The sequence below is a fragment of the Streptomyces sp. CNP082 genome (assembly GCF_059570535.1).
Genome location: NZ_JCANSZ010000029.1, coordinates 68,736 through 91,272, shown reverse-complemented (window position 1 = coordinate 91,272; position 22,537 = coordinate 68,736). Strand labels below are relative to the sequence as shown.

Genomic DNA, 22,537 nt, shown 5'->3' with positions numbered 1-22,537 from the left:
GCCGCGGTCGAGGCGTTCGAGGACGCGGGCGAGGACATCCCGCCGATCACGGGCGAGGACCAGCAGGACTTCCTCCAGGCGTGGCAGGACAAGGACCTGACCGCCATCGCACCGACGTACCCGACGTTCCAGTGGCGCACGCCCGTGATCGCCGCGCTGAAGATCCTCAACGGCGAAGAGGTGCCCAAGGAGTGGACGCTTCCGCAGCCCGTCGTCACCGAGGAGAACTTCGACGAGTACTACAGGGAAGGCATGCCCCCGCTGCACTACGGCGCCTGCGGCTGCGAGGACCTGCCCGGCTACCCCGAAGACTGGGGCGGCGAATAATGCCGGCCGGAAGACGGCTGATCGGCGCCAACCCGTGGATCTGGCACTCCCCGGTGACCGAACGCGCGCTGGCCGCGGTGCTCCCGCGGCTGGCGGGCTGGGGGTTCGACTGCGCGGAGCTGCCGCTGGAGCAGCCAGGTGACTGGCAGCCGGCCGCCGCGGCGAAGCTGCTCGACGCCAACGGCCTCGCGCCGGCCGCGGTGGTGGCCGTGATGCCGCCGGAGCGCGGGCTCGTCCGCGCCGAGCCGCTGTCGGTCCGTACGACGCAGGACTATCTGCGCCGGTGCGTGGACGCGGCGCGGGAGATCGGCGCGCCGGTGGTCGCCGGGCCGATGTACGCGGCGGTGGGCCGGACCTGGCGGATGGACGCGGACGAGCGGACGGCGGCGTACGCCGAGTGGCGGGACAACGTCGCGCCGGTCGTCGCGCACGCCGCGGCTGCCGGGGTGCTGCTGGCCGTCGAACCGCTCAACCGGTACGAGACGAGCCTGCTCAACACCGTCGCGCAGACCGTGACGGCGCTGGACGGGCTGCCCGGCGAGACGATCGGCGTCGCCCTCGACACCTACCACCAGAACATCGAGGAGCACTCCCTGCCCGGCGCCGTACGCGCCGCGGCGGGCCGCATCGCGCACGTCCAGGTCTGCGCCAACGACCGCGGCGCACCCGGCGCGGACCACCTGGACTGGCCCGGCTTCCTCGGGGCGCTGGACGAGGCGGGCTACCGCGGCCCGCTGTGCATCGAGTCGTTTACGGCGCACAACGCGACCATCGCGGTCGCCGCGTCGGTGTGGCGGGCGCTGGCGCCGAGCCAGGACGCCATCGCCGTCGACGGCCTCGCCTTCCTGCGCGCCGCGTTACGCACCTGACGTACCCGGCCGTATCCGACTCTCCGGCCGTACCCGCCATCCCGTACGCACCCTGACCGCGTACGCACCGTACGCACCACTAGCACCCCCGCGTCACACGCCGCCGGGCCCGGAGGTCCCGGCCCCCGATCCGGGCCCGGCGGGCCACCCCTGCGCGCGCCCGAGCGCGCATCGCGCCCCACGACCCCCCTCTCACCGACCGGTACGCCCAACACATTCCGCACACCGAAGGAGAGGATCGACGCGTGAGCTGTCATGCTCGTGACATAGGCAGATCGGTGGTCACCTTGCTGGCCGCCGTCCTGCTCGCACTCACCGCACTGCCGTCATCAGCGGCCGAGAAGGCGCCCGCCTTCAAGGCGCTGCTGTTCACCAAGGCCGTCGGGTACGTCCACGGCTCCATCCCGGCGGGCATCCAGATGGTCCAGGAGGAGGCGGAGGAGAACGGGTTCGAGGTCGACCAGACCGACGACTCGACCGTCTTCAACGACGCCGCGCTCGCCGAGTACGACGTCATCATCATGCTGCAGAACTCCGGCATGGTCTGGGACACGGACGAGCAGCGCGCCGCCATGCAGACGTACGTGAAGAACGGCGGCGGCGTCGCGGCCATCCACAACACGCTCGACATGGGGATCGAGAACGAGTTCCCGTGGTGGGACGAGCTGATCAACGGCGGCGCCCACATGCCCAGCCACTCGCCCGGCGTGCTGCAGGGCACCGCGAAGGTCGCCGACACCGTCCACCCCTCGACCAAGGGCCTGCCCGAGCGCTGGGAGCGCCCCGAGGAGTGGTACAACTTCGACGCCAACCCCCGCGGCGACGTGCACGTCCTCGTCACCGCCGACGAGACGACGTACAACCCGGGCGGCGACGCCATGGGCGCCGACCACCCCATCTCCTGGTGCCGCAACGCCGAGGGCGGCAAGGTCTGGGCCACCGCCATGGGCCACGACTCCGCCTCGTACAGCGAGCCGGAGTTCCGCGACCACGTCATCGGCGGCGTGAAGTGGGCCGCCGGCGCCGAGCCCGGCGACTGCGGCGGCACGGTCTGGGACGGCTACGAGAAGGTCACCCTCGACGACGACACCGCCGACCCGATGGAGCTGGACGTGGCCAAGGACGGCCGCGTCTACTACGTCCAGCGCGCCGGCCAGGTCCAGGTCTTCGACCCGGCCACCCACCAGACCACCACCGCCGGCAAGCTCGACGTCTACACCGGCGGCGAGGACGGCCTCGTCGGCATGGAGCTGGATCCGGGCTTCCTGAAGAACGGCTGGATCTACCTCTACTACGCCCCGGCCGACAGCCCCGACGACGTCAACCGGCTGTCGCGCTTCACGATCCAGGACGGCAAGCTCGACACCGCCAGCGAGAAGAAGCTGCTCGACGTGCCCGCGTACCGGGACCGCACCTACCCCGAGCCCGGACACACCGGCGGCGCCGTCGAGTTCGGCCCCGACGGCACGCTGTACCTGGGCACCGGCGACGACGTGCCGCCGAACCTCAGCCCCGACTGGCAGGGCTACTCGCCGATCGACTGGCGCGAGGGCGAGGAGATGCTGGACGCGGCGCGGACCGCGGGCAACACCAACGACCTGCGCGGCAAGATCCTGCGGATCAAGCCCACCCAGAAGGGCACGTACACCATCCCCAAGGGCAACATGTTCGCCCAGGGCACCGACAAGACCCGTCCCGAGATCTACGCGATGGGCTTCCGCAACCCGTTCCGCTTCACCGTCGACCAGGAGACGGGCTACGTGCACGTCTCCGACTACGGCCCCGACCGCGGGCTGCCGACGACGGAGCGCGGCCCCGAGGGCATGGTCGAGTACAACGTCATCAAGCAGCCCGGCAACTTCGGCTGGCCGTTCTGCCACGGCAACAACCAGCCCTACGCCCCGTACAACCCGGACACCGGCGAGGTCGGCGAGAAGTTCGACTGCGACAACCTGACGAACCCCTCGCCGAACAACACCGGCCTGACCGAGCTGCCCGACGTCCAGATGCCGGAGATCTGGTACGGCTACGGCCCCTCCGAGACCTTCCCGGAGATGGGCGAGGGCGGCTCCGGCCCGATGAGCGGCCCGGTCTACAACTACGACCCGAAGAACCCCTCCGAGACGAAGTTCCCCGAGTACTTCGACGGCGCGAGCTTCCTCTACGAGTGGACCCGCAACTACGTCAAGGAGATCCGCTTCGACGACAACGAGGAGCTGCTGAAGATCAACGACTTCCTGTCCTCGGCGAAGTTCACCAAGCCGATGGACATGACCTTCGGCCCGGACGGCTCGCTCTACGTCCTGGAGTGGGGCAGCGCGTTCGGCGGCGGCAACAGCGACTCGGGGCTCTACCGCATCGACTACAGCCAGGGCAAGCGCGCCCCGGTCGCCAAGGCCACCGCGTCGGTCACCAACGGGCCCGTGCCGCTGGCGGTCGACTTCTCCTCCGAGGGCTCCCACGACGCCGACAACGACGCGCTCAGCTTCGAGTGGGACTTCGACGGCGACGGCACCTTCGACTCCACCGAGGCCGACCCCAGCCACACCTACGACACGGCAGGGGACTTCACCGCCCAGCTCAAGGTCACCGACTCCACCGGCAAGACCGGCTACGCCAACATCCCGATCACGGCGGGCAACACCGCGCCCGAGGTGACGATCGAGACCCCGGTCAACGGCAAGGCGATCGAGTTCGGCGACCAGGTCCCGTACAAGGTCACCGTCACCGACCCGGAGGACGGCGAGATCGACTGCTCCAAGGTCTTCGTCAACCCGGCCCTCGGGCACGACGACCACGAGCACGCGACGACCGACCTGCCGGGCTGCGAGGGCACCGTCGACACCGGTGACCTCGGCGGCCACCCGGAGGGCGCGGACCTGACGTACGTCCTCAACGCGCGCTACGAGGACGGCGGCGGCGACGGCGCCGGCTCGCTGACCGGGTACGCCAAGTCGGTCCTGCAGCCCAAGCACAAGCAGGCCGAGTACTACGACGACCAGTCCGGCACCCGGATCATCAGCCAGGCGGGCGCCGAGAACGGCAAGCGCATCGGCGACGTCTCCGACGGCGACTGGATCGCCTTCGAACCGATGTCCGTCGAGGGCATGAGCCAGGTCTCGTACAAGCTCTCGTCGCCGTACGGGGTGGGCGCCATCGAACTGCGCGCCGACGCCCCGGACGGGCAACTGCTGGCGACGACGCCGGTGCCGAACACCGGGGGCTGGGACAACTACCAGGCCACGGCGGCGGTGCCGGTCGAGGCGCTGGCGGGGTCGCACAAGCTGTATCTGCGGTTCACCTCGCCGCAGAACAACTCGTTCGACGTCGACTCGGTGACGCTGGGCTAGTCACCGGGAGGTGAACGGACGGCGGCGCCCCGGGCGGTGAGGCCCGGGGCGCCGCTGTGTGCGCGTGGCGCTGGGTGCATGGTGCTGCGTTCGGGGGTGCTCAGATGTTGACGCCGTACTCGGCGAGGTAGCCGACGGGGTCGATGTCCGTGCCGTAGTCGGTGCCCGTGCGCACCTCCAGGTGCAGGTGGGGCCCGGTGGAGTTGCCGGTGTTGCCGGACGCGCCGATCCGGGTGCCGCCGGTGACGCGGTCGCCTTCGGCGACGGACATCCGGTCGAGGTGGGCGTAGAGGACGTAGTGGCCGTCGGACATGCGGACCAGGATGTGATTGCCGTACGCGCCCTCGGTGGAGGTGCGGTGGACTGTGCCGGGGCCGACGGAGTACACCGGGGTGCCGGTGGGCACGGCGAGGTCGACGCCGGTGTGGTGGCCGGCGATCCAGGCGTCGCCGGGGATGCCGTAGCGCGCGGAGATCCGGTACTCGACGGTGACCGGGGCGGCCCAGCCGCGCGCGGGCGCGACGAGGACCTGGCCGGGCCGCAGGAGGTTTGGATCGGCGCCGATCACAGATCTGTTGGCCTTGTACAACTGCCGCTGCGGCACCCGCAGCTTGCGGGCGATCGCGCTGAGGGTGTCGCCCTTGCGTACGCGGTACGTGCGCGGCTTCGGCGCCGCGGGCACGGCGCCGGGGGCCTGCGCGGCGTACGCGGACGGCGTGCCGGCCGGGGCGGTGGCCGGCGCGTTGACCGGCGCGTTGGCCGGGGCGGCGGGTGCGGCGCCCGCCGTGCCCGCTCCCGCGAGGGCAGCGAGCACGGCGGCAAGGGCGGCGGCGACGGCGGTGCGCCGCCTTCGGGGAAGGGGGTGACGTCTCGTGGGCACGGCGTCACGCTAGGTGCGTCCCGGCCCCGTCCGGGCAACGGCGCGCCGGGATCACTCCACGACGAGCTGTACCGGGATGTTGCCGCGGGTCGCGTTCGAGTACGGGCACACCTGGTGGGTGGCGTCCAGCAGCTTCTGGCCCTGCTCGGCGGAGATGGTGTCGGGCATCTCCACCCGCAGCGTGACCTCCAGCCCGTAGCCGCCGGAGCCGTTGGGGCCGATCCCGACCTCGGCGGTGGTCGAGACGTCGGAGACGTCGAGGTTCATGCCCTTGGCGACGAGCCCCATGGCGCTGGTGAAGCAGGCGGCGTACCCGACGGCGAAGAGCTGCTCGGGGTTGGTGCCCTCGCCGCTCCCGCCCATCTCGACCGGCGGGGCGAGCTTGACGTCGAGCTTGCCGTCGGAGGTGGCGCCGCGGCCGTCGCGGCCGTTGGCGGTGGCGACGGCGGTGTACAGAACGCTCATGGGAGAGCCTCTCTGGGATATATACAGACCATTCTGTCTGGTTGCGCTCAGCCTAGACAGACCTGTCTGGTACTGTCAAGGCGTGAGCGCACCGCCGAAATCCCCCGCCCGCAGCCGCGTCCTCGACGCCGCCACCCGGCTCTTCTACGCCGAGGGCGTGCACACGGTGGGCATCGACCGGATCATCGCCGAGGCGGGCGTGGCGAAGGCGACCTTCTACCACCACTTCCGTACGAAGAACGACCTCGTCGCGGCATACGTGACCGAGCAGTGCCGGAGCCAGCAGCAGGCCGCCGCGGCGCTCGCCGGCCCGCCGCGGGAGACGCTGCTGGCGGTCTACGACTACATCGGCGCCGCGGGCGCGGGGCCCGGGTACCGCGGCTGCCCCTTCATCAACACCGCCGCCGAGTACCCCGACCCGGACCACCCGGTGCGCCGCGCGGTGGCGGACTACCGGCGGTGGTTCCGCGGGCTGATGCGCGACCTGCTGGCCGCGGACGGGCACCCGGACCCGGAGCGCACGGCGGACCTGCTGCTGGTGCTGCGGGACGGGCTCGTCGTGGGCAACGACCTGGACGACGCGGCGGAGGTGCGGAAGCTGACGCGCGACGCGGTGGAGCGGGTGCTGGCCCAGCGGGCCGCCTGACGCGGGCCGCCTGACGCGGGCCGCCGGGCGCCTGCCGCCCGGAGCCCGGACCCTGGGGCGCAGCCGGAACGCACCCCCTGCACGCCTCGTGGCGCAGGGGGCCCGCTGTCTGGTTGCGGTCACGCTCAACTCCCGTCGGCGCCTGCGCTCTCCCTGCCGTCCGCGCCCGCCGGCTCCGCCGGGTCCTCGGCGAACTCATCGGCCCGGCGCCGCCGGCTTCCGCCGCCGCCCGAGCAGCGCCCCGGCGGCCAGGGCCCCCGCGAGGGCGAGCGCGGCGTTGACGCCGACCGCGGCCCTGACCCCGGACAGCACGGCCTCGGGCCCCTCGCCGCCGGCGGCGGTGATGCGGGCGGTGGCCAGGGCGCTCATCACCGGGATTCCCATCGTGATGCCGACCTGCTGGGTCATCGTCGCGAGGCCCGTGGCCAGGCCCTGTTCCGAGTCGGGCAGCCCCGAGGTGGCGGTGACCATGAAGCCGGTGATCACCAGCATGTTGCCGACCCCGCCGGCGAACGTCGCCGCCAGCAGCAGCCAGATCCACGCGCCGGAGGTGCCGAGCGCGAGCAGCGCCGCGGTGGCGACGGCCTGGGCCACGCCGCCGTAGACGATGGTCGCGCGGCTGCCGAAGCGGCCGACGACGCGCCCGCCGAGGGTGCCGCCGAGGACGGTGCCCAGGCCCAGGACGCCGAAGGCGAGGCCGGTGGCGAGCGGGGTGTAGCCGAGGACTTCCTGCAGATAGAGGGTGAGGAGGAAGACGAGGGAGGTCTCGGTGAGGAAGGCGACGAGACCGGCGGCGTTGCCCCACACGACGGTGGGCCGCTTGAGGATGCGTACAGGCACCAACGGCTTCTGTGCCCGCTTCTCGATAAACCAGAATCCGGTGAGCAGTACGGCGCCGGTGCCGAGCGCGGCGAGTGTGCCGGGCCGGGTCCAGCCGGCTTCGCCGGCGTGGGTGAGCCCGTACGCGACGGCGAGCAGACCGCCGGTGACGGCGACCGCGCCGGGGACGTCGAGCCGTGGGCGGCCGGCGGGGCGGGAGTCGGCGATGACGGCGGGGGCGACGGCGAGGATCGCGGCGGTCACGGGCACGTTGATGAGGAACGCCCAGCGCCAGGAGAGCAGGTCGGTCAGGAGCCCGCCGAGCACGGCGCCCGCGGTGAACCCGGCGGACATCAGCGCCCCGTTGAGCCCCAGGGCCCGCTGCCGCAGCGGCCCCTCCGGGAAGGCGGTGGTGAGCAGGGACAGCCCGGCGGGGGTGACGGCGGCGGTGGCCAGGCCCTGCAGTACGCGGGCGACGAGCAGCATCTCCGGGGAGGTGGCGAGGCCGCCGAGGACGGAGGAGAGCCCGAGCAGGGCCATGCCGCCGAGGAAGAGCCGCTTGCGGCCGAAGAGGTCGGCGATACGGCCGAAGAGGAGGGTGAAGCCGGCGGCGGCGAGCGCGAAGGCGGTGGCGATCCACTGGAGGCGGGCGAGGGGGAAGCCGAGGCCGGCACCGATGACGGGGAGGGCGACGTTCAGGATGGAGAAGTCCACGGCGACCATGAACTGGGCGCCGAGGAGGAGCGTCAGCACGAGCTTCTGCCGCCCGATCATACGGGGCGCGGTGGCAGGGGGCGCGCCGGCGGCTTGGTCGAGCACGGACATGGAGGTTCCCTTCGACGGGTTAACGGGAATTATGTTCCGTTAAGCTGGAGTCGAAGGTAGCAGGGATCCGCAGCTAATGAAACTGGAGGTCCATTAATGGCAGCGGCAGAGCCGGATACGGAATCCGCCCACGACCCCGGCACCCTGCGGCCCGGCGGCCGTACCGCACGGGTCCGCGCGGCGGTCCTCAGGGCCGCCGGCGACGCCCTGGCGGAACAGGGCTTCGCCCACCTCGACCTCGCCGACGTCGCCCGCCGCGCCGAGGTCGGCAAGACCACCGTCTACCGCCGCTGGGGCTCGGCCACCGCGCTCATCGCCGACCTGCTCGTGGACATGGCGGAGCAGTCGGTGCCGCGGACCGAGACCGGCACCCTCCTCGGCGACCTGCGCGCCAACGCCCGCCTCGTCCTGGACACCCTCACCGACCCGCGGCAGGGCGCGCTGTTCCGCGCGATGATCGCGGCGGCCACCTGCGATGAACGCACGGCGACGGCCCTGCACCGCTTCTACGAGGTCCGCATCGCGGAGTGGGCCCCCTGCGTCGAGCAGGCGGTGGCCCGCGGCGAACTCCCCGAGGGGACGGACCCGTACGAGGTCGTCCGCGCCGTCTCCGCCCCCCTGTACTACCGCATGCTCGCCAGCGGCGACCCCCTCGACCGCGAAGCCGCCGACCGCGCCGCCCAGGCGGCGGCGGTGGCGGCGCGGGAGGGGGCGTACGTCGTGTGAGGGCCGGTGTCCGCCCCGGCGCAAGAGTCCCGCACAGCGGCGAGCGCAGGCCGATCAGCCCCGATACGCTGTGGACCGTGAGGGAGGCGGCATGCTGCTGAGGTTCCGCGCGGCCAATGTGCGGTCGCTGCGCGACGTGCAGGAGCTGTCCTTCGTCGCGCCCGGCGACGAGGGGACGGCCGCCCGCCGGATCCGTCTCTCTGACGACACGCACCTGCCGGTCTACACCGTGCTCGGGATCTTCGGTGCGAATGCCTCGGGCAAGTCCAACGTCATCAAAGCGCTGAAGAAGATGACCGAAGCGGTCCTCAGCTCGTACGCGGACTGGACGTCAAAGGACGCCATCCCGCGTGAGGAGTTCGCTCTCGACCCCGAGGCCGCCGCTGAGAACACGTACTACGAAGTGGACTTCGTCCTGGACCACGTGCGCTGGACGTACGGCTTCGAACTCAGCCGCCGCCGCGTGGAGGCGGAGTGGCTCTACGAGTACCCCAAGGGCCAGCGGCGGACCTGGTACGAACGAGACGCCTCCCGGGAACGGGTCTACGACTTCCCGGCCGGCCGCCTCCACGACAGGAACCTCCTCGCCCGCACCACGCGGGCCAACGCTTTGTTGCTCACCCGCGCGGCCAACGACGGCCACCCCCAGCTCACCCCCGTCTACGACTGGTTCAGCAGGCTCTGGGATGTGACCCCGGAAACGGAGCGCGAGCAGCGAGAGGCGTACACGGCCCGACGGCTGCTGGAGAGCGAGGAGGCCCGGCACCGGGTGGAAGAACTCCTGCGCGTCGCCGACCTCGGCATCGCCGGGGCCGAAGTGGAGCGCGCCCAGGACGGCCGGCCACAGGTGCGCCTGCGACACGCCGGCGAGGGCACGGAGGCGGTGCCGCTGGACTGGGCGCAGGAATCCTTCGGGACCCGGTCGTGGTTCGCGCTGATCGGCCCGGTGCTCCTCGCGCTCGACCGGGGGGCGATCCTGCTCGTCGATGAACTGGACTCCAGCCTGCACTCGCGTTTCGCGGCCGAGGTGGTGCGTCTCTTCCAGACTCCCTGGGTGAATCCCAGGGGGGCGCAGCTCGTCTTCACCGCACACGACCCGTCCCTCATGCGCACCCCCGGCGGCGGCCGGCTGCTCGACCCCGGACAGGTGTGGCTGACGCAGAAGGACAAGCGCGGCGCGACCGAGCTGTTCCCGGTCTCGGACTGGGAGCCGGGTGAAGAAGAGGACCTGATGGCCTCCTACCTGGCCGGTTCTTTCGGGGGCGTACCCAAGGTGACCGAGGGGCAGGTCGGCAGGCGGCTCCTCCACGCGGATGCGATGTCGGAGACGGAGGCGGAAGAGGGCTGATGGCCAAGGCCAGGGGCGGGGACGATCTTCACCGGAAGAAGCACGGCGCGAAGGGCCTGGAGAAGCGTCCGCGGCAGGTGTACGTCTTCACCGAGGGTGAGGTCACCGAGCCGGAGTACATCGACATCATCGTGGAACACGGTGTGCGTGCCCAGGCCGGCCGGAGTGTGCAGGTCCACTACGAGAACACGCGCGACCCTTCGCAGTACCGCAAGCCCCTTCCGCTGGTGCAGAAGGCCGTCCGCACCCTGCGCCAGAAGGAGCGCGAGGCCCAGGCGAGCGGGCTGAACAAGAAGAAGGACTGGAACTGGCCGCAGGTGTGGGTGCTCTTCGACCGCGACGACCACCCGGCCATCCACCGTGCCATGAACCTCGCCAAGGACGAGGGTGTGCGGGTCGCATACTCCCATCCGTGCTTCGAACTGTGGCGGCTGCTGCACTACCAGAACTACACCAGCACGTTCGGCGGGGTGTGCGACGACGCGAGCGACCGGCTGCGCCGGCAGCCCGGCTTCGCGCAGACGTACGGGAAGAACGTGCAGCGGGTCAACAAGACGCAGTCGAAACACGTCAAGGCCGAGCAGATCCTCCAGGATGACGACAGGGATCGGTACGCCGAGGCCAAGAAGTACGCACAGAAGATCAACAAGGGACACGCCTCGGACAACCCTGACCACTGGGACCCGTACACCGACGTGTGGCGCTTCGTCGAGGACGGGCTGCTGCTCAGCGGCTACTAAGCTGCGGGGGTGCCGGGCCCGGCGCATCGGCCCGCGGGCGGCCCGGGACGGAGGGAATCAGGACCAGGGGAGAGTCTTACGTGGCCAAGATCACGCTTGCCCAGTTGGAGCGCCACCTCTTCGCGGCGGCGGACATCCTGCGCGGCACGATGGACGCTGCCGAGTACCGGGACTTCATCCTGGTCCTGCTCTTTCTGAAGCGGGTGAACGACGAGTTCGACGCCGCCCGGGAAGAGATCGTCGCCGAAGCCCTCGCGGAGGGGGCGTCGGAGGAGGAAGCCGCCGAGGAGGCCGCGTACCCGAAGAACTACGTGGTCCGAAAGGTCATGTACGTCCCCCCGGAGGCTCGCTGGGAGTGGCTGGCGACCGGCGTCAGCGACGTGGCCTCGAAATACCTGCAACCCGCGCTGGACAAGCTGGAGCAGCAGAAGGGCAACGAGGGGCTGCGCGGTCTCTTCGGCCACGTGCACTTCAACCGCATCGGCGGCGGCGGGAACGGCCGAGCCTCCGCCGAACTGGCGGACAAACGGCTCACGGCCCTCATCGAGCACTTCGGCAGTTTGCGGCTGCGCGGCGACGACTTCGAGTTCCCGGATGTGATCGGTGCGGCATACGAGTACCTGCTGAAGGAGTTCGCCGACTCCGCGGGCGCCAAGGGCGGTGAGTTCTACACCCCGCGCGCCGTGGTGAGGATGATGGTCGAGCTGGCCCGGCCGGCGGCGGGAGACCACATCTACGACCCCTGCGTCGGCTCCGGCGGCATGCTCATCCACGCCCGGGAGTTCGTGGAGGAGCACGGTGAGGAGCCGGACGACCTCGCCCTCGCGGGTCAGGACGCCAACAGCGGGTCGTGGGTCATGGCCACCATGAACATGCTCTTCCACGGCGCCCACGAGTACAGCCTGAAAACCGGCGACACCCTGAGCACACCGCAGCATCTGGACGAGTCGTACGACATCGTGCTCAGCAACCCGCCTTTCTCGATGGACTGGCGCGCGGCGGACGTGCTTCACCTTGGTGAGCGGATGCCGTACGGCCAGACCTCGGAGCGTGGCAAGGCCGACCTCATGTTCCTCCAGCACATGCTGCACATGGTCGAAGGGCGGAAGGGCACGGTCTTCACGGTCATGCCGCACGGGGTGCTGTTCCGCGGCGGGGCGGAGCAGGAGATCCGGAAGAAACTGGTGGAGAGCGATCTGCTGGAAGCGGTCATCGGCCTCGCCCCCAACCTCTTCTACGGCACCGGCATCCCGGCGTGCGTGCTGGTGCTGCGGGCAACGGGAGCGAAAAAGCGGCGCGAGGGCAGGGACGGGCAACCGGGGCCGGACCCGAGGGAGAAGGTCCTGTTCATCAACGCGGACCGGGAGTTCCACGCCGAGCGGGCGCAGAACGTGCTGCTCCCGGAGCATGTGGAGAAGATCGTCTCGACGTTCCACGACTTCGCGGAGGTCGACCGGTTCTCGGCCGTCGTCACCCGGAAGACCCTGGCCGAGAACGACTTCAACCTCAACATCCGCAGGTACGTGGACAACACCCCGCCGCCCGAGCCACAGGACGTGCGGGCCCACCTGGAGGGCGGGGTGCCGAAGGCGGAGATCGAGGCACAGAAGCCGCTGCTGGACGCGTACGGGGTGCGGATCGGTGATCTTTTCGCCGAGCGTGTGGACGAGTCCGGCATGGCCGATTCCGCGTACGTCGACTTCCTCCCGGAGGACCGCCGCCCCGACGCCGAACGTCTGACCGGGCTGGCGGAGAAGCGGGAGCGGGCGCTGCGGGAGTCGTTCGGGAAGTGGTGGGAGGCGGAGGCCGAGAAGATCGCTGCACTGGTTCCGCGTGACGGTGACGACCGGACGGAGCGGGAGAAGCGGGGGCAGTTGGCGCGGCTGCGGGCGGAGCTGATCGATTCGTTCCGTGACCACCTGCTGGGGGTGGGGCTGCTTGATGAGCATGCGCTCGCGGGCGCGGTGGCCGGCTGGTGGCACGAGGCGAAGAACGACCTGAAGGCTCTGCTCGTGGGCGGCTTCGAGGGGGTGGTCGCCGGGTGGGTGGAGACGGTCGAGACGATGCTGGCCCCGGAGCCGGACCCCTGGACGGGCGGCGCCCGCAAGCGGTCGGGGGCGGAGCGGCGGCAGGCGTACGACCACAAGGTGGTCGCCCGGATCGACCCCGAGTTCCCGGCGGACCTGGCGGAGGCGGACCGCCGGAAGGCGGATCTGGACGCGAAGGTGAAGGCGGCGGAGGAGGCGGAGGCCGCCCGCAAGGCAGCGGAGGCGGGCGTGTTGACCGCCGGGGGCGAGGGCGACGGGGAGGGCGATGCGGAGGGCGGCAGCGATGCGGACGAGGCCGGGGGTGGTCTGGACCCGGCAGTGGCGGAGGCGCTGCTGAGCCCGGAGGAGCTGAAGCAGCTCAAGAAGGACCGGACGGCGGCGGGCAAGGCGGTGAAGGGGCTGGAAAACGAGTTCTGGCCGCTGGACCCGGGAGAGCAGAAGAAGGCCGCGGCGAGACGGAAGGAGTCGGAGGCCGACGCGGTACCGATGGCGGCGGAGGCGGCGGGAGCGGAGTCGGGGCAGACGGCCCTGGATGTACTCCCTGCCGAGGGTGCGGCCGACGCCGCTGGCGGTGCGGAACCGCCCACCCCGCGGCTGTACCGCGCCCAGGACGAGGCGGACTGCCAGGATATGGTGCTGGGCATTTTGCACGACGATCTGGCCGCGAAGCTGGAGGGTCATGTGGTGCGGCGACGGCGCGAGTTGATCGACGCGTACCGGCGGTGGGAGGATAAGTACGCGGTATCGCTCCGCGACATCGAGACCCGGAGGACGGCTGCCGCGAAGCGGCTGGAGGGGTTCCTGAGGGAGCTGGGTTATGTCCAATGAACAATCCGGCCTAATTCCATTGAGTCGTTATCTCGATGGCTCGATCCGGAATGGTTATTCGCCGACTGAGAGTGTCGATTGGACCGGTGTTCAAATGTTGGGGCTTGGCTGCCTTACGCTTGACGGGTTCATTCCTCGGCAGCTAAAGAATGCCCCGGTAGGTATCGGTATTAACCACCCTGCGATACTGCGTGAAAATGATCTACTCATGAGTCGTGCAAACACCCGTGAGCTTGTTGGCCTTGTTGGTAGGTATCGCAATGTGGGCTCGCCGTGCATCTATCCTGACCTGATGATGAGACTTCGTCCGAATAAGGACACTTCTCCTAGATTTCTGGAGCACTTGCTGCGATCTGACGAAGTTCGTTGTTTGCTGAGAGCTAGAGCGCAGGGGACGTCTGAGAGTATGGTGAAGATCTCGGCGTCTATTGTCTCTCGGTTGCGGGTTCCCAATTTTAGTGCAGATGATCAGTGTCGGATCGTTGAGGTGCTCGACGCTCTCGATGAGCGGATCGTTATCGAGAACGCAGCCTTCGAGAAAGAGCAACGTCTGCTCGCCGGCATCATTAATGGTCAACTGGACCGACATGCGAATGAGTACGCTAAAGTCAACCTGTGTGATGTGAGCCGCGGGGGTGGAACGTACGGCAGTAACGCGGCGGCCGTGGCGCATAACCTAGAGTTGGCGCGGTATGTTCGAATTACGGATATTGATGATCAAGGTTTCCTGTCAACGGATCTCTCGATGGCGGCAAGCCTTCCTTGGGTGAATGCGAGGTCGTATCTTCTTGGTGAGGGCGACTTGCTGATTGCTCGTACAGGATTCACAACCGGAAAGTCTTATCTCTATCGAGAGTCAGATGGTGTTTGCGCGTTCGCCGGGTATCTGGTGCGTTTTAGGGTCGACCCTGAGAAAATGCTACCCGAATATGCTTTCCTTTGGACGCGCGGTGACGAGTTTTGCGCCTGGGTTGCGCGGAATGTCCGTGAAGTGGGGCAGCGGAATATTAGTGCTCGGGAATTCGGTTGTCATCAAATTGTCGTTCCGCCTCTAGGTGTTCAACGGGAGCTTGTTAGGGCCTGGGATGCAGCACGTTCCGCGCTCTCGTTGCGGCGGCAGAATATTGCTAGGTTGAAGACTCTGCGACGGGCGGTTGCCGGGGACCTCCTGGGTGGGCGGATTTCGGTAGGTAAGGTGGCGTAGAGGGCCATGGGCCGGAATTCGGCTTACAATGGCTGCATCTTTTTCTTTCAGGAGCGTGGCCTATGGCCGTGAGGAAGCCGTCGACCGAGCGGCAGCGGCGGCTCGGTGCCGAGCTACGCAAGATGCGCGAGCATGTGGGGCTGTCACCCGCTGAGGCCGCTGCCATGCACCGCACCGATCGGACTACCGTCAGCAACATCGAGTCCGGCCGATTCGGGGTCAGTCCGGACCGTGTCCGCGTGTGGGCCGCCAACTACTCCTGCTACGACCGCGATTACATCGACACGCTTGCTGACATGGCCCGTGAGCGGCGCGCCACGACGGCCTACTGGTGGGATGAGTACCGGGACATGCTGGCTGCGCCGGTGCTCGATCTGGCGGAACTGGAGTATCACGCGACCGCCCTCAGGACGGCGCAGATCACGCACATGCCCGGCCTGCTGCAACACGAGGACTACGCGCGGGCAGTCTTCGAGGAGGCGGTTCCGCCTCTGGCGCCGGACGACTTCGAGCGCAAGCTTGCCTTCCGCCTCCAGCGGAGTTGCGTACTCGACCGGGAACAGCCGCCGTGCTGTTCGTTCATCATCCACGAGGCCGCCCTGCGCATACAGTTCGGCGGGCAAGGGGTGGTCAAGGCGCAACTGAAGCACCTGCTGGAAGAGTCCGCGCGCGAGCACGTGTCGATTCGCGTGCTGCCGTTCTCCGTTGGCGGCTTCCCGGCTGCTGCAAGCTCAACGCTGTACGCCTACGGCCCTGTTACGCATCTGGACACCGTTCAGACTGACACCCCAGTAGGATCTTCGTTCCTGCATGCGGAAACACATCTCGCGAACTATCGTGCGATTCTTGACCGCATGGAGGGGCGTGCACTTGCCCCGGCGGCGTCATGTGACCTGATCAACGAGATCGTGCAGCAGCTATGAAGGCGTGAGATACGTGGATGTTGAGTGGCGCAAGTCATCCTTCTCGGAACAGCCGGAGGGTAACTGTCTGGAAGTCGCCTCGGAGGGGGGCGTCATCCTGGTCCGTGAAAGCGACGAGCCGAACGTGATCGTCCGGACGACACCGGAGAAGCTTCGTGCGTTCCTGGCAGGCGTCAAGGCCGGCGAGTTCGACCACCTGACGTAGGCGTGTTCATCGGCGGCGCGACGTGCCTGCCGGGGCTGTCGGCAGGCTGTAGCGGATTCCGCTGCCCCCGGGCGCAACTTACAAAGTGTTGTAAGTTAGCAGCAGTTGGCGCTACTGTGTGTCGTGCCTCACACAGGTGAGCCGCAAGTTGCCCCGGCGGTGTAGCAGCACCCCGGGGCGTGGCCAACGCCTTCCGCTAAGAGGAGCGTCAGCATGCCCAAGCCTATCCGGCCTGCCCGGAAACGAACACTCACCCGTATCCTCGCCGCCCTCGCCCTCCTCCTCCCGCCCGCCCTCCGCCGCCCCGGCCGCGGTCGGCACCGCAGCGTGCCCCGCGGGCGGCACCGGGCAGGCCGGACCCCGGCGCCCGTCGCCCGGCGACTCGTCGTCCTGGCCGTCGCGCCACCGCGGCTGCCGGACCGGCTCCGCGCGCAGCCCCACCCCGAGCCGGGGCACCCGGGACGCCCGGGGCGCCGGCCCCGTGCTCAGGTGTACCCGGCTCAGGCTCACCCCGTCGAGACGGCCCGGCCGCCGCACGGCGCCCCCGTGGACGTGACCGCTGCGCCACGCCACCCCCGCCACCCGGCGGCGGCCCGCCCGACCCACACCCCGTCACCCGGACACCCCCCTCGTGAGGTGGCCGACCCCCGCCGTGCCCGCACCTCGGCGGCTGCCCGCTACTTCCGCGGCGTGGCGGCTGCCCGCCGCCCCTACCGCTCGACGCCGGGTGCCCGCCTTACGTCGGCCGCGCAGTCCCCGCACAGCCCTCAGGTGCGGCCCTACCTCCTCGCCCACGAGCAGCACACCCAACACACCCAACGCGCCCGGCGCCTCGCGCTCGCCTTCGCCCTCGACGGCATCGACGTGGGCCCCTCGGTCATCCACGGCCACCGCATCGGAACCCCCGTCACCCCCGACACCCCCGACACTCCGGGGCCCGCCCCGGCCCCCGCCCCCGCCTCCGTTCCGGCACCCACCCCCGCATCCCTGGAGGCAGCCGCGTGAAGAACCCACCGACTCCGCCCGGCGACGGCAACGTCGTCACACCCGGGCTGCGTATCAACCGCGTGCCCAACCGGCCCGTCCGCCGTGACCAGGACGGCAGCCTCACCATCGCCCTCTGGCTCCAGCGCGACGGCCGGTTCAATGCCGATGTCCCGCTCCGGCTGAGTGCCGACGAGGCGGAGCTGCTGCACGCGCAGCTCTGCTACGCGCTCGACAACGAGCCCGTACCGGAACGCACCGACCACATCCCCGACTGCCGCCGCACCACCGGCGACCTCCCCCGAGTCCGCTGGCCGTAGCCGCAAACGGTTTTGACCAGTTGGGGGTTGGGGGGGAGCCTCCCCGGCCGCCGCACCGGCCCCCAACTGGTCAGACGCCCTTATCCACAGGGGGATGCGGCCCCTCCCTCGCCGCGGCATCCTGGCGGCATGACGGGGGTACGGAGGCCGCTGCGCGAGCTCGCTGCCGAGCACGACGGGCTGCTGCCCACCGCCGGCGCCGCCGCGGCCGGGTGGACGGTGGACGCGCTGAAGGGCGAGCTGCGCAGGGGCGCGTGGCGGCAGGTGCGCCGCGGGGTGTGGGTCGAACGGGGGCGCGCCGTCGACTTCGGGTTGCGGTTGAGGGCCGAGCAGTTGGGCGGGCCGGATCTCGTGGTGAGCCACAGCGCGGCGGCGGTGGTGCACGGGATCGAGGTGCTGTCGGCGCGGCCGGAGTTCACCAATGCGCGGAGTCGGCAGCGTCCGGCCCGTGCGGGCGGCGTGCTGCACCGGATTCCGCTGGCGGCGGGTGAGGTGACGACGGTCGTGGGGCTGCGGGTGACGACCGTGGTGCGGACGCTGGCCGACCTGCTGATGACGGCGTCCCGGGACGAGAGCCTGGTGGCGGTGGAGTCGGCGCTCACGCGAAGACCGCTGTCGGGTGGTGCGTACGGCCTGGGCGGGACGGCCGCGCGGGGGGCGGCGGCCCGGGGGCGGCGGGGGACGCTCACCGACTTGGGGGAGCTCGCGGAGGTGCTGCCGGCGTACGGGCAGCGGCGCGGCTTTCAGCACGTGGGCGAGCGGATGAGGCTCGTCGATCCGCTGGCCGGGTCGCCGGCCGAGACGGTGGCCCGGCTGCGGATGTGGGACGCGGGGCTGACGCCGCGGAGTCAGGTACCGCTCGCGGAGCCGCATGGCCGGCGGATGCGGGTGGACTTCTTCTTTCCTGCGGCCGGACTGGTCGTCGAGATCGAGGGGTACGCCTTCCACGGCAGCCGCGCCGCGCATGAGAACGACGTCGAGAGGTTCAACGCGCTCGCGCGCTGTCCGGAGGTCCGGCGGGTGCTGCGGTTCACGGCGCGTGAGGTGTTCCGGCGGCCGGATCGTATGGTGCGCGCCGTCCAGGGGGCGCTTCTGGAGTTGGCGTAGCCGGGCGTACGGGACCGGGGCGCACGTGGCCGTCTGCGGGATACGCCCCGTCACGCAACGGAGGGTGTGCCTCCGCGCCCCTCCGCCTTCAGGCAAGATGGTCTGCCAAGCACCGCCAGCACCATCTCAATGCCGGTACACCGGAGGGGCGCAGGGGCATGGCCGTCGGAAAGCTCAGGAGAGACGCCGAGCTGGAGGAAGCGGAGCAGCCGCTGCTCGCGCACCTCAAGGCGATGGGCTGGCAGCACCTCCGCGGGCCCGATCTCCAGGCTGCCGAAGGCCGCGCCTACACGGATGTCGTAGTGACCCGTCGGCTGACCGCTGCGCTGCGGCGCATCAACAAGATTCCCGGAGAGTCCGCCGGGTGGATGTCTCAAGACGACGCCGACCGGGCGGCCGACACTCTGGAACGGGCCGTGCGTGGTGCGAGCGGTCACACGCTGCGCGCGGCCAACCGGGAGGCCACCACGCTGCTGCTCCGCGGCACCTTCGAACGCGGCTCCCGCGAGCGGGAGGAGACCGTGCAGTATGCGGACTGGTCCACGGAGGCGCTGGAGGGCAGCAGACAGGAGGTTCTGGCGCGCAACGACTTCCTTGTGGTGGACCAGTTCCGCGTCCGCAACAGGGAAGGTAAGGACGCCGTTCTCGACCTGGTGCTCTTCGTCAACGGCATCCCGGTCGTGGTGGTCGAGTGCAAGTCGCCGGACAGGCGTGACCCGCTCGGGGAAGCCATCACCGACCTGCGCGCCTACAGTGGCAGGCCGCTGGACGACGACGTACGCGAAGAGTCGAGCCGTCCGCGTAGCGTCCCCGAACTCTTCGGTCTCGCCCAGCTACTGGTTGCGGCGGACGGTGAGCGGGCCGCCGTCGGGACCTTCTCGTCCGAGGAGGAGCACTACGCGCTGTGGCCCAGCCTGGAACCTGACTACCGCAAGGCCGAGGAACTGCACCGGGAGCTGCGGCAGTGGGGGCTCATCGCCGCCGACGCGCCGGTGACGTTGCAGCACCGGCTGACCGCGATCGTCCTCAAGCCGCAGAATCTGCTCAACATCATCCGGCACTACCTCTTCGAGAAGCCCCGCCAGAGTGAGACGAAGCCGCGGCACGGGAGCCTGGCCGGCAAGACGGCGCCCAAGACATCGAAGGTCGTGTGCCGGCATCAGCAGTACCGGGCCACCGAGAAGATCGTGCGGAAGCTGCGGACCGGGCGGACCCGGCTGCACCCGGGCGCGGAACGGGACGAGCGCGGGGGTGTGATCTGGCATACGCAAGGTGCGGGCAAGAGCTTCACCATGCAGTTCCTGGCCCGCCGGCTGCACCTCAGCGAAGACCCGGATCTGAACGGGATCACTCTGGTCGCGGTCACCGACCGCAACGATCTCCAGTTGCAACTGAGGCGGGCCGTGGCACTCAGCGGCAGCACCGTACGGGAGGCGACGTCCCAGGCCGACCTGCAGGGGATGCTGGAGCGCGCCGGGCGGCCCGGCGGCCGGGCCGTGATCTTCGCGACGATCCAGAAGTTCCTCGGCGAACTGCCGGGACTCTCCGAGTCGGCCGGAGAGCGGGACGGTGCCGACGACTCCGCCGAGGGCGAAAAACGTTCCCTCACCGCCGACTTCGAGCGGGCCCGGGACCGCGTCGCCGCCGGGGAGGACCCGGAAGAGGTGGCGGATCCGTCGCCGGACGAGGAGACGTTGCGGAAGGCCGAGCGGGTGTTCCCGGAGTGCAGCGACTCGGTCCGGGTGCTGGTCCTGGTGGACGAGGCGCACCGCTCGCATACCAAAGTGCTGCACGCCTGCCTGCGCCAGGCGTTGCCGAACGCCGCCCGGATCGGGTTCACCGGCACCCCGATCATGCAGGGCAGACTCACCGACACCGGCAGGATCTTCGGCTTCGAGCCGGCGAGTACGCCCGGGGGGCGGCCCGAGTTCCTTGACACCTACCGGATGGACGAGGCGGAGAGGGACGGGGTCGTCCTGCCCGTACGGTACGAGGGCCGGGCCACGACCGCGGAGGTGCGGGAGAGGGACGGGCTCGACAAGGGGTTCGAAGATCTCATAGAGGATCTGCCCGATTCGGAGAAGGAGCGGATCCGGGAGCGCTGGGGAAAGCCAGCCGGGAGAGAGGTCGCTGAATCCCTCCCGCTCATCCGCGCCAAGGCCGCCGACATGCTTGCGCACTACGTGACGGGCCCTCTCACCCAGGGCTTCAAGGCTCAGGTCGCCGTGGTCAGCAGGCAGGCGGCCGTGCACTACCGTTCGGCGTTCCGGGACGTGCGGGCAGAACTCCTCGGCCGGGTACGTGAGTTCGATGACTGCGGTGCCCGGCTCGCCCTGCGTGACCGGGATCCCGTGACGTACACCAAGGACGAGGTCCTGCTGCTGCGGGCCTGGCACCGCCAGCAGATCCTGCGGCGGCTGGACTTCGTGCCGGTCATCTCCGCGGGGCCGGAGTACAAGGCGGGCAAGTGGCGGGAGTGGACAGACGAGCCGCGGCGGCTCGACCACGTCGACCGGTTCCTCAGGCCGCTGCCGAAACCGCCCCCCGACAACCCCTGGGCCGGTCAGCTCGCTGCCACGCCGGTTGAGCCTGATCCTCCGCTGGCCGGCCGTATCGGGAGTATGAATCCCTGGAGCAGTCTGCCGCCGCTGGCCGGGGTGGAGGGCGACGAGCCGCCGATCGCGTTTCTGATCGTGGTGTCGATGCTGCTCACGGGGTTCGACGCGCCGATCGAGCAGGTCCTGTATCTGGACCGGCCGATCCAGAACGCCGAGCTGCTTCAGGCCATCGCCCGGGTCAACCGGCCCGCGCCGGGGAAGAAGGAAGGGCTGGTCGTCGACTACCACGGGGTGCTCAACGACCTTGCTGTCTCGCTGGCCGCGTACCAGAACGACCCACCGGCGCTCGACGGGGTGCGCAGCATGGCGGACGAGGTGCCGGGCATGCGGCTGGCCGCCGACGGGGTGCGGGACTTCCTGGCGTATGCACAGGTCGCCGACGAGGACCTTCGGGACGGGACCGGCCTGCCTCGCGCGGTGCGGGCTTTGGACACAGAAGAGCTGCGTGCCGAGTTCGACCGGCTCTTCGGCGACTTCGTGCGCTCGGTGGAGCGCGTACTCCCGCACGAGGAGGCGCTGAAGCAGATCCCGGACCTCCGCCGCTGGAGCGTGCTCCAGATGCGCGTACGCAGGCACTACAGGGACGCCGTGGGCGGCGGCTTCTCCCTGTCCGGCTACGGCCGCAAGGTGCGAGCGCTGATCGCGCGCCACCTTGAGGTGCAGGAGATCGAGCAGACCATCGCGCCGGTGTCGCTGCTGGCGCCCGACTTCGACGACATCGTGGATCGGCTGCCGGTGGACGAGGCCGCAGCCGAGCAGGTGCAGGCGCTCCGCTATCACCTGTACGAGCGCCTGGAGCGCGAAGAACGGCCCGTGTACCGCGGGCTTGCCAACGAGCTGGAGCGGGTGCTTGAGGAGTTCGCCGGCCGCTGGGAGGAGATCAGGGAGCACGTGGCGCCGCTGGTCGACCGCTTCCGCAGAGCGGAGGCCGCCGACCCCGGGATCTCCGACCTGTCCTTGATGGAGCAACGGCTGTACGGGTGGCTGCGCGAACGCCTCGACGCCGACGCCCGCTTCGACCTCCCGGACGCTGACGAACTGCGGGGGCTGGTGTCCGCACTGCACGAGGAGATCACGAACCAGGTGGTCAGTGCCTCGTACCGCGGCAGGGAGCGGCACGCGACGAAGCTCTCCGCGTTCGTGTGGCGGCGTTTGAAGCGGGAAGGGCTTCGGCCCTCCAGCGGGGGCAACGACGTGCTCGAAGAGCTGGCGGAGTACGTGGCAGGGCGCGCAAACGAGCACGTGGAGGGGTTCCGGTCGGAGGCCCGGGGACAATAGGAGGATGCCCGCACGATCCGCCTCTCC

The 22,537-nt window shown here is 69.9% G+C and carries 17 protein-coding genes and 1 pseudogene; 15 read left to right on the top strand and 3 right to left on the bottom strand.

Annotation, left to right across the window (positions count from 1 at the left end; all coding sequences use genetic code 11):
- The 3 genes and pseudogenes from B124_RS22460 to B124_RS22450 all read left to right on the top strand — a co-directional run.
- Nucleotides 1-327, top strand: a pseudogene (locus B124_RS22460) (ABC transporter substrate-binding protein); the annotation flags it as partial.
- A complete protein-coding gene (locus B124_RS22455; protein ID WP_496504714.1) occupies nucleotides 327-1,196 on the top strand; it encodes a sugar phosphate isomerase/epimerase family protein in 870 nt (289 codons plus the stop codon). The pseudogene B124_RS22460 and the gene B124_RS22455, both read left to right, overlap by 1 nt.
- A gap of 278 nt (nucleotides 1,197-1,474) precedes the next feature.
- Nucleotides 1,475-4,546 carry a ThuA domain-containing protein gene (locus tag B124_RS22450; protein WP_496504716.1) on the top strand — a complete coding sequence of 1,024 codons (3,072 nt, stop codon included), beginning with the start codon at nucleotides 1,475-1,477 and terminating at the stop codon, nucleotides 4,544-4,546.
- Between the two features lie 100 nt (nucleotides 4,547-4,646).
- Here the strand turns inward: B124_RS22450 and B124_RS22445 are convergent, their stop codons facing one another.
- On the bottom strand, nucleotides 4,647-5,426 hold the full coding sequence (locus B124_RS22445) for a M23 family metallopeptidase (protein WP_496504713.1): 780 nt from the start codon (nucleotides 5,424-5,426) through the stop codon (nucleotides 4,647-4,649).
- A 51-nt stretch (nucleotides 5,427-5,477) separates the two neighbouring features.
- Nucleotides 5,478-5,891 carry an organic hydroperoxide resistance protein gene (locus B124_RS22440; RefSeq protein WP_496504712.1) on the bottom strand — a complete coding sequence of 138 codons (414 nt, stop codon included), beginning with the start codon at nucleotides 5,889-5,891 and terminating at the stop codon, nucleotides 5,478-5,480.
- Nucleotides 5,892-5,973: 82 nt separating this feature from the next.
- Here B124_RS22440 and B124_RS22435 point away from each other — a divergent pair, with 82 nt between their 5' ends.
- Nucleotides 5,974-6,537: a TetR/AcrR family transcriptional regulator gene (locus B124_RS22435; RefSeq protein WP_496504711.1), complete on the top strand. Its 564-nt coding sequence runs from the start codon at nucleotides 5,974-5,976 to the stop codon at nucleotides 6,535-6,537.
- A 195-nt stretch (nucleotides 6,538-6,732) separates the two neighbouring features.
- Here the strand turns inward: B124_RS22435 and B124_RS22430 are convergent, their stop codons facing one another.
- On the bottom strand, nucleotides 6,733-8,181 hold the full coding sequence (locus B124_RS22430) for an MFS transporter (protein WP_496504710.1): 1,449 nt from the start codon (nucleotides 8,179-8,181) through the stop codon (nucleotides 6,733-6,735).
- Nucleotides 8,182-8,277: 96 nt separating this feature from the next.
- On the opposite strand from B124_RS22430, the gene B124_RS22425 reads away from it, so the two are divergent.
- From B124_RS22425 to B124_RS22375, 11 genes are all read left to right on the top strand, one after another.
- Entirely contained in the window at nucleotides 8,278-8,907 is a 630-nt protein-coding gene (locus B124_RS22425; RefSeq protein WP_496504709.1) for a TetR/AcrR family transcriptional regulator, read from the top strand.
- Nucleotides 8,908-8,998: 91 nt separating this feature from the next.
- Nucleotides 8,999-10,255, top strand: coding sequence for an AAA family ATPase (locus B124_RS22420; protein WP_496504708.1), 1,257 nt, complete (start codon nucleotides 8,999-9,001; stop codon nucleotides 10,253-10,255).
- Nucleotides 10,255-10,995 carry an RloB family protein gene (locus B124_RS22415; protein WP_496504707.1) on the top strand — a complete coding sequence of 247 codons (741 nt, stop codon included), beginning with the start codon at nucleotides 10,255-10,257 and terminating at the stop codon, nucleotides 10,993-10,995. The genes B124_RS22420 and B124_RS22415 overlap by 1 nt, the downstream gene beginning before the upstream one ends.
- Before the next feature lie 80 nt (nucleotides 10,996-11,075).
- A complete protein-coding gene (locus tag B124_RS22410) occupies nucleotides 11,076-13,871 on the top strand; it encodes a type I restriction-modification system subunit M (protein WP_496504706.1) in 2,796 nt (931 codons plus the stop codon).
- Nucleotides 13,861-15,075: a restriction endonuclease subunit S gene (locus tag B124_RS22405; RefSeq protein ID WP_496504705.1), complete on the top strand. Its 1,215-nt coding sequence runs from the start codon at nucleotides 13,861-13,863 to the stop codon at nucleotides 15,073-15,075. The genes B124_RS22410 and B124_RS22405 overlap by 11 nt, the downstream gene beginning before the upstream one ends.
- A 62-nt stretch (nucleotides 15,076-15,137) precedes the next feature.
- Nucleotides 15,138-15,998 (top strand): Scr1 family TA system antitoxin-like transcriptional regulator, encoded by an 861-nt coding sequence (locus B124_RS22400; protein ID WP_496504704.1) that lies wholly within the window; start codon nucleotides 15,138-15,140, stop codon nucleotides 15,996-15,998.
- A gap of 13 nt (nucleotides 15,999-16,011) precedes the next feature.
- Nucleotides 16,012-16,203, top strand: a complete 192-nt coding sequence (locus tag B124_RS22395; protein WP_496504703.1) for a DUF397 domain-containing protein — start codon at nucleotides 16,012-16,014, stop codon at nucleotides 16,201-16,203.
- Nucleotides 16,204-16,839: 636 nt separating this feature from the next.
- Nucleotides 16,840-17,208 carry a hypothetical protein gene (locus B124_RS22390; RefSeq protein WP_496504702.1) on the top strand — a complete coding sequence of 123 codons (369 nt, stop codon included), beginning with the start codon at nucleotides 16,840-16,842 and terminating at the stop codon, nucleotides 17,206-17,208.
- Nucleotides 17,205-17,507 (top strand): hypothetical protein, encoded by a 303-nt coding sequence (locus B124_RS22385; RefSeq protein WP_496504701.1) that lies wholly within the window; start codon nucleotides 17,205-17,207, stop codon nucleotides 17,505-17,507. Before B124_RS22390 ends, B124_RS22385 begins: the two co-directional genes overlap by 4 nt.
- A gap of 129 nt (nucleotides 17,508-17,636) precedes the next feature.
- On the top strand, nucleotides 17,637-18,614 hold the full coding sequence (locus B124_RS22380; protein ID WP_496504700.1) for an endonuclease domain-containing protein: 978 nt from the start codon (nucleotides 17,637-17,639) through the stop codon (nucleotides 18,612-18,614).
- A 158-nt stretch (nucleotides 18,615-18,772) separates the two neighbouring features.
- Nucleotides 18,773-22,510 carry a type I restriction endonuclease subunit R gene (locus B124_RS22375; protein ID WP_496504699.1) on the top strand — a complete coding sequence of 1,246 codons (3,738 nt, stop codon included), beginning with the start codon at nucleotides 18,773-18,775 and terminating at the stop codon, nucleotides 22,508-22,510.
- Nucleotides 22,511-22,537: the final 27 nt, after the last annotated feature.